Annotated in this window: 5 protein-coding genes and 2 pseudogenes; 2 read left to right on the top strand and 5 right to left on the bottom strand. The window is 59.6% G+C overall.

Annotated elements, in window-relative coordinates:
- The first annotated feature begins 336 nt into the window (after positions 1-336).
- Together IVB13_RS15735 and IVB13_RS15730 are read left to right on the top strand one after the other, a co-directional pair.
- Positions 337-501, top strand: coding sequence for a hypothetical protein (locus IVB13_RS15735; protein WP_247489529.1), 165 nt, complete (start codon positions 337-339; stop codon positions 499-501).
- A gap of 139 nt (positions 502-640) precedes the next feature.
- Entirely contained in the window at positions 641-817 is a 177-nt protein-coding gene (locus tag IVB13_RS15730) for a hypothetical protein (protein WP_247489528.1), read from the top strand.
- 154 nt (positions 818-971) lie between these two features.
- On the opposite strand, the gene IVB13_RS15725 is transcribed toward IVB13_RS15730, so the two are convergent.
- The 5 genes and pseudogenes from IVB13_RS15725 to IVB13_RS15705 all read right to left on the bottom strand — a co-directional run.
- Positions 972-2417, bottom strand: coding sequence for an IS4 family transposase (locus tag IVB13_RS15725; RefSeq protein ID WP_247489526.1), 1446 nt, complete (start codon positions 2415-2417; stop codon positions 972-974).
- Positions 2418-2599: 182 nt separating this feature from the next.
- Positions 2600-2761: pseudogene (locus tag IVB13_RS15720) on the bottom strand (transposase); the annotation flags it as partial.
- 361 nt (positions 2762-3122) lie between these two features.
- The gene (locus IVB13_RS15715) at positions 3123-3350 is read right to left on the bottom strand and encodes a hypothetical protein (protein WP_247489524.1); all 228 of its coding nucleotides are present in this window, start codon (positions 3348-3350) and stop codon (positions 3123-3125) included.
- Positions 3351-3533: 183 nt separating this feature from the next.
- Positions 3534-3749, bottom strand: a complete 216-nt coding sequence (locus IVB13_RS15710) for a hypothetical protein (RefSeq protein WP_247489522.1) — start codon at positions 3747-3749, stop codon at positions 3534-3536.
- Positions 3750-6186: 2437 nt separating this feature from the next.
- A pseudogene (locus IVB13_RS15705) lies at positions 6187-6422 on the bottom strand (YqaJ viral recombinase family protein); the annotation flags it as partial.
- Between the last annotated feature and the right edge of the window lie 34 nt (positions 6423-6456).

The raw sequence follows: 6456 nt of genomic DNA, 5'->3' as shown, positions 1-6456 counted from the left end.
GGCTTTCGGACGCCGGCCCCCGGTGCGCGCCGCCCCACCGTCATGGGGCCGGCATCCGAAACCCTTCACAAAAGCGGCGGTCCGGCGCTCGCATACGGCAGGTCTGATCTACCCTTGATAGCGGACCTACCTACATCCACGACGCCAACTATCCGTGCGGTCCCGATCCCCAATAGAGTTCGCGCAGTAATTGGGACGCCGCGCACGCCCATCTCGCGAGCGCTACAGCCGCCGCACCGCTGAGCCTCGTGGCGGGAGGCACCACCCGTAAATTTCCCAAGTGTGGGCAACTAGGCTCACTGGTAGGCAGGGCGGCAGGTTGTGGAGCGCCGCACCATGAAAACACAAAAGCCGAAGCAGTGGGCCGACCGCGAGGTTCAGCAATTGTCCAAACTCGCCCGGGCAGGAGCTGGCGTATCGAAGATAGCAGCTGAACTGGGCCGTCATGCCGGACCGGTGAGGAGAATGGCGCGAACGATGGGGATACTGTTGAAGAAGTAGCGCCGCACCTGCTTGTCAGCAGATCAGCTCGACAGACTCAAAAAGCGCGCAGGCGGCACATCATCCAGTTTGTGCGGCGCGAAAGGTTTTTGCCACCTCGCGTTGTCCGTAATCGACCTGATTTTCAGTCGAGGTCCCCATGAGCGTCAAAGCCATGATGGCGACGATCCTCCAGAACCAACTGACGTTACACGGCGTGCATTCACTGACGCGATCTGACTACGAGCAGATTGTAGAGCGGCTGATCGAGCAGCTCAGAGAGCTGGAGTTAAATCTGGCGGCGCGCGAGATAGCCCACAATCGCGAGCCGCACTAGCGCGGCTGATCTCGTGCGCAAGCCTGAACTGCACCGTTGCATCGTTTCAATGCGACGCGCAGCGGGGGCATTCACCATCTGCCGCTTCGCTGAGTTGCCGACCAATCTCTTCGTTGAGCGCCTTTGGACCGTAAGCATCCGGCGAAGCTTTTAATTACCCACATCGTCGGCGAGTTGCGATTGAGAGGCCGAAGGCGATGTCATTGAGGCGTGTCAGGCCTCGCCAGACGACCATGTTTCCTGGCGGCGGATCGTGGTTGCGTGCGAGGTAGCCACCGAGCATGGCGATCTGGAGCAAATAGGTGGTGAGGGTCTTGCGCAGGATGCGCGGCTTGGCCCGGGCCGCGTCGATGGCATCAAGCGTCGCGATTTCGGTTGGGGTAAGGACTGTCTCTGGCGCAACCTCGGGCTTTGCTCGTGCGGACATGGTGATGAAGAAGGTGCGCCAGCTGACCATCGCGATGAGGGCGAGGAACTTGGCCAACGGCTCGGCGGTCTCAAGCCTCGCCTCTTCGGCGCGGCAGCGAGACTTCATGACCTTGTGAAACACCTCCGCCTTCCAGCGCAAGGCGTACCATTCGAGCTTCTCGATGGCGATGGCGAAATCTGCGACCGGCAGATTGGTCACCAGCTTCCAGTCGATCGGCGGACGGTCCGCCGGCGGGTCGATCTCAAGGGCTTGGATGTAGGTGAGAAGCTGAGGACTATATCGCTTCTGCTTGCCGACGGGCGGCAAGGTTTGGATGGCGGCGAACTTCACGTGCACACACGCCGTCTCATCCTCTCCGATCGCGACATAATGGCGCCCCGCCCAAGGCATAGCCGAGAGCTGGGCGAAGACCCGATGAGCCCCATCCCGCTGCTCTTCGCCGGCGGGGGCGGCGGCCAATCGATTGGTTTGCACCCGCACCAGAAAGCGCGTGCCGAGATCTTGCGCCAGGCAAAAGAGCTCGTAGATGTCGCTCTCGCGGTCGGCCACATGCACGCAGCGCTCCGGCGTGCCCACGAGCGCCATCGACTGGCGCAGGTTCTCCAGCCAGCGATAGCTTTCCTTCGTCTCGATCGGCACGCGCGTGGGGTTCACGTGCCGCTTGAGCGTCCAGGTCCCCTTGAACTTCGTGCGTGTCCAGAACTTCGCTGCCGTCAGCCCGAGCGGCGTCCCGCTGAGGGTTACCGCCAGGCTCGAATGCATCAGCACCCCACACAAGGTCACCACATTGGGCTGACCCGCCTTATAACGTCCCGCGTTGATGGTCTTGGTGAAGCCGATCTTTCCTGGCTGCGCACGGCTGTAGATGAACTCAGTAGTATCCTGCAGAATGAGGATTGGTCCTTCGCTCGCCGCACAGCGCATGGCGGTCGCGGCGAAATGACCGGCCAGCATCCCATGCTCGGTAACGCGCGGGTTGTCGAAGAAGCGATAGGCCGCCTTCGTCGCCGCCCAGTCACCGCATGCGGCCGGGACCGGTTGGCCAGGCGCCGCCGACATCTGATCAAGCAGGCGGCAAAATCGGCGCGCCAGTCGCCTGTCCGGCAGCCTTGCCGAAACGACTTCGGCGTCATGCCAGCCTGCAGCGCCCGGTCCCGTGTCTCCGCTCATCTCCGACGCCTCCGCGAATCGGCGTCACAGACAGAATCACAGACGATTCAACAAATGCAAATCCTAAGTTCGAGATGTGGGTAATTGAAAGCCGGCGAAGACCGCGCGCGGGTCATTTTCGGCTCAGGCGGCTTGATCAACGTTCCAAATGGCAGAGCGCCAATTCCATGGCAGCAGTTCGCTTGCGGATCGACATCGTTCATCTTGGCGGTGACGATCAGGCTGTACATCACCGCCGCCCGCTCGCCGCCGCGATCCGAGCCGCAGAACAACCACGACTTGCGACCTAAAGCGATGCCGCGCACGCCACGCTCCGCCGCATTGTTGGACAGGCAGATGCGGCCGTGTTGAGACCGATATCGCGCGCGCCGCTGCAGCGAGATCAGTGATCGCCGATCTTTGTTGAGCCAATAGGAAAGCGGCGGTCCACGGCCGCCATTGCTCTAAGCGCCTTAAAATGATCTAGATTTGCCGCCGTGAGGGGGTGTTCGCCATTGCGCTCTGACGCCGCCGTGAGCTCCTGCGAAATAGAACTTGCCGCTTCGGTTGGAACAGTAGACCGGTTGGGCAGCTGATAGGCCAACAGGAGGCCTTCTACGCCGAAGTGGGCGACCGCTGACGCGCCCCGCGACCAGCTTACGCCATGCATATTCCGGCCGGCGGCCCCTGACACGCCCGGACCGGTCGCCCTCAGTTTCTCAACGTTTATTTTCCAAACTCAGTCATTGCAGCGGCTGCTTCTTCCTTTTGTTGGTGTTCGAGGCCTGTGCCTGACGTGTATGCCACCAAGGCGACGTTGTACGCCTGCCACAGCGTATGCCGGTCGAGATCCGGGAAACACTTCAACACGAGTGGTTCAACGTCAGCGGCTTGATATGCATCCAGGCATTGAAGAATGACGCAGCTGACGTCGGCGATGCTGTGGTGTTGCATTTTCATTGCTCCCGGTTATGGACATCAGCTGGTTCGGCGGCCGCGGTCTCTTGGTCTGTTGCCAGGACAACAGGTGCAGCCACAAGCTGAAGCAACCGCCGGCAGACATTGATCGATGGCCCGATCACCTTAGGTGGGGAGCCTCGCTCGCGCGCAGGGTTTGCGGCAAGCGCGACGCCCTTGTCAGAGGCGCTCGCGACCCGACGATGATGCGCGGACGTTGAGCTCTGATGAACCGCCCGGTCCATTAGTTTGCTGGAGTTGTTGGAGTCGCCTGTCGAGTTCTTGTTTTTTGGCAACGATCCTCGCGGCGAGAATCTGATCGACGTCCGTGTAGAGAGCCCACAACTCATCGAGGGACATCTGCTCAAATTGCGGTTGGTAATCACGAATGTCCACAGTCCGGCCCCCCGGCTGGGGCGGGTCGCAGCTAAGTCAGTCTTGAAAGCCCGGACCCTTACGCTGATCAGATGATCGCGCTGCTGGCCGGGCCGACCGCGCTGCCCTCGTAAACCGCCTTCCCAGCTCCAGTTTCGCGTGCCGCACCGACGATTCTGCGCTCGGCCTTGGCTACTCGGTCTCGAAGGGTCTCAAGTTCGGATACTTGAGACGCGAGTGCCTCACAATGTTGGTGCAGAGCGAAATGACAACCGTCCAGTCGCGCACGAGCGTCCATTGCACGCCCCTCTATGGTACTGCCCCAGCAGACGTGGCCCGCAATTGGGACCACCGCGAGACTAGTCAAATTGACCCATCAGGTCTGTTCGCTTTCGCACATTCGCTGAATGCTTTCCCTCGGTGGATCGCCGCGCATCGCTTGCTGCGAGCGGCAAGCAAGATATTGCTGCTGGCCTGCCGCTCGGGCCTCACGGTTTTCGAATTCGCAAGGCCGGGCCTTGGATCTCGCGATCGCACAAAACACGGCCAGCACCGTCTACGGCCCCGGCACCGCCGCGATCTCGCGCGTTAGCTTGGATCAGCCGGATCTAGTATCCCGCGCCAAAGAAAATCGGCAGATGGCGCGTTTCGGCCGATGACGACGAGATCTCTGCTTGGTTGGCTACCTAATCTCGAAAGGTCCCGCAGTTCGACAGCTGCAAGCGAGCGCCGCGAGACGCTGGCGCGCAGGAGGTTAGTTTCAGGGCGTCTGCTGAGCATTGCGAATAACGCCCGATCTGCGTGGCTTTCATGCGGTGGTTCTTCCTCTTTCTGGTAGCAGTACTTCGATTGCGTAAGGCGCGAGCCGACGTCGGTCTCGCTCTCCGGCTGGTGATCCGCGGGGCTTCTTCTCTCTTGAGAGAGCAAACTTAGCCGCTAGGCGTCTGAACAATGAACGCTTTGCGACTTGCATAGCTGCGCGAAGGCAGCCTTCGCTTGTTAGTGCCAAAACCAACATGCATCCCTTTGTCTTGCTTCCCGACTCACCAGTCTGCCTCGCCTTGACGAGCGATGCGGGAAGACTCAGCCCTCAGCCGCTCTATTTCGAGCCGGAGCAGCGCTTACGATTTAGACAAGTGCGCGATTTTGGTTTTCTTCATGAAAATCCAATTAAATGGCAAGTGACGTCCGGCGATTCAGGAGCGCATCGCGTCGATAGCGTGTGCGATTAAAATGCCCACGCTCAAAATAACTAGAAAAATGAGCAACCAGGTACTCACGTCCACCTCCTGTCTTGGAAGTGAACCTTCCTGTTTATGCACAGTCAAAGGCATCACGTGGGGAACCGCGATTTCAGCGGCCGCTGAGGATTTATTGCCACACGGCGGGCTATCGTCGGAACGCAAGGAAAAGGAGTGTGCCGACGATGGCGGTCGCGAGAAGTGGAAACCAAATGTCCGGCACTTCAGGGACTCCGACTCACTGCGTCGGATTAAATGCGAGCTGCGCTCTTATTTCTTCTGGTTTTCACTATTCTCCACAGCTCAAACAGAAGTGGCCGCAACTCGCAACGAATATTTGCGGTATTATGTTCGTGGTTTGGCGTCGTAAGCATTCAAAGCTGTTCCGGTCGGGTGCGGTCGTTTAAGTAGCCGCCCTCGCCGTGCAGATCCATTCCTGTCGACAGTTCCAGGTTTAACGCGTCTCGCGGGCATCAAGCTTAACGAGTGACATTCGTTGCGAAGTTGCCGAGACGGAATATCGTCGCGTCGATCGGGTATTTTTCCCGAACCATCAGTTAGCGGGGGTTGCCTGAAAACAGGCATCGATTTCCATGATACGATATTCGTCGTATGGAAGTTCGAACTATCGCGCACCAGCGGCGCAGTTCTCCTATCGCGACCCGCTGGAAACCGAGTACCGTCAGCTCATCGAGCTGCGAGAGCGGGTCAGAAAGGCCGAAGCCGAGGCCTCCAAACGGTTTACGATCGCGACAAGGAAGAAGAACTCGCCGCAATGAAGATGAATCCGCTGGCAGGCATCTGCATCTGTTCGATGCGCGCGGCGGAGCTTGTGGTGCACGGCGCCAGGGTTGTAACCACCGAACTGAAGTAAGGCCATCTAGAGTGGTCGGATGGCCTTGGTGGCGGCTTGGGAGATGCGTGCAGTCGGTGGGACTACGACCGCTATGAACCAGCGCTTGAGCAGCGAGGACAAGGTCGGGACGATACGTCGGATTTGCCGGGCGATGCGCCGCCATTCGGTTGTTGCCAAAGATCCCTCGCACGGATTAGAGCTTGTCCGCCGAGTTGACGCCGGAAATCTGCCCTCTGGTTTTTATCTTAGCCTTGCTTTGGCCAAACCGGCGTCGGGGACTGTGGACTTGCCCGATTTAATGCTCGCCGTCGCTTCGGGTGACATTGGGTGCTGGGGAACGCCAATGCCTTCGCCGATTAAGCAGATATGAGCTTGCGGCGGCGGTAAATGCCCAAGGGAGCATGAACTTGGCTTCGAAGACGGCGCCGGTCTGCTCGACGGTCCCATCCAACGTTGCGGCCATCCATTTGTGGATGGGATGACGACCCCTTTTCTGGATGTCTTTAACGGTGTGACCGCTCGTGCGCTGGTACCAGGCGCGGTTCAAGACCTCTGTCACGGTCCCGAGCGGACGATCAGATTGTCTGAGAGATCCTGCGACCGCCGATATTGCGGGCAGAAACGCCTCCGA

The sequence above is a fragment of the Bradyrhizobium sp. 17 genome, assembly GCF_023073515.1.
In the GTDB taxonomy this organism is placed as follows: Bacteria; Pseudomonadota; Alphaproteobacteria; order Rhizobiales; family Xanthobacteraceae; genus Bradyrhizobium; species Bradyrhizobium canariense_D.
The sequence above is the reverse complement of the archived record's forward strand: the minus strand, read 5'-3'. Positions and strand labels throughout refer to the sequence as shown.

Excerpts from the sequence above, each read along its gene's own strand:
- IVB13_RS15735 (WP_247489529.1), top strand. The coding sequence starts at position 337 with ATGAAAACACAAAAGCCGAAGCAGTGGGCCGACCGCGAGGTTCAGCAA.
- IVB13_RS15730 (WP_247489528.1), top strand. The coding sequence starts at position 641 with ATGAGCGTCAAAGCCATGATGGCGACGATCCTCCAGAACCAACTGACG.
- IVB13_RS15725 (WP_247489526.1), bottom strand. The coding sequence starts at position 2,417 with ATGAGCGGAGACACGGGACCGGGCGCTGCAGGCTGGCATGACGCCGAA.
- IVB13_RS15715 (WP_247489524.1), bottom strand. The coding sequence starts at position 3,350 with ATGCAACACCACAGCATCGCCGACGTCAGCTGCGTCATTCTTCAATGC.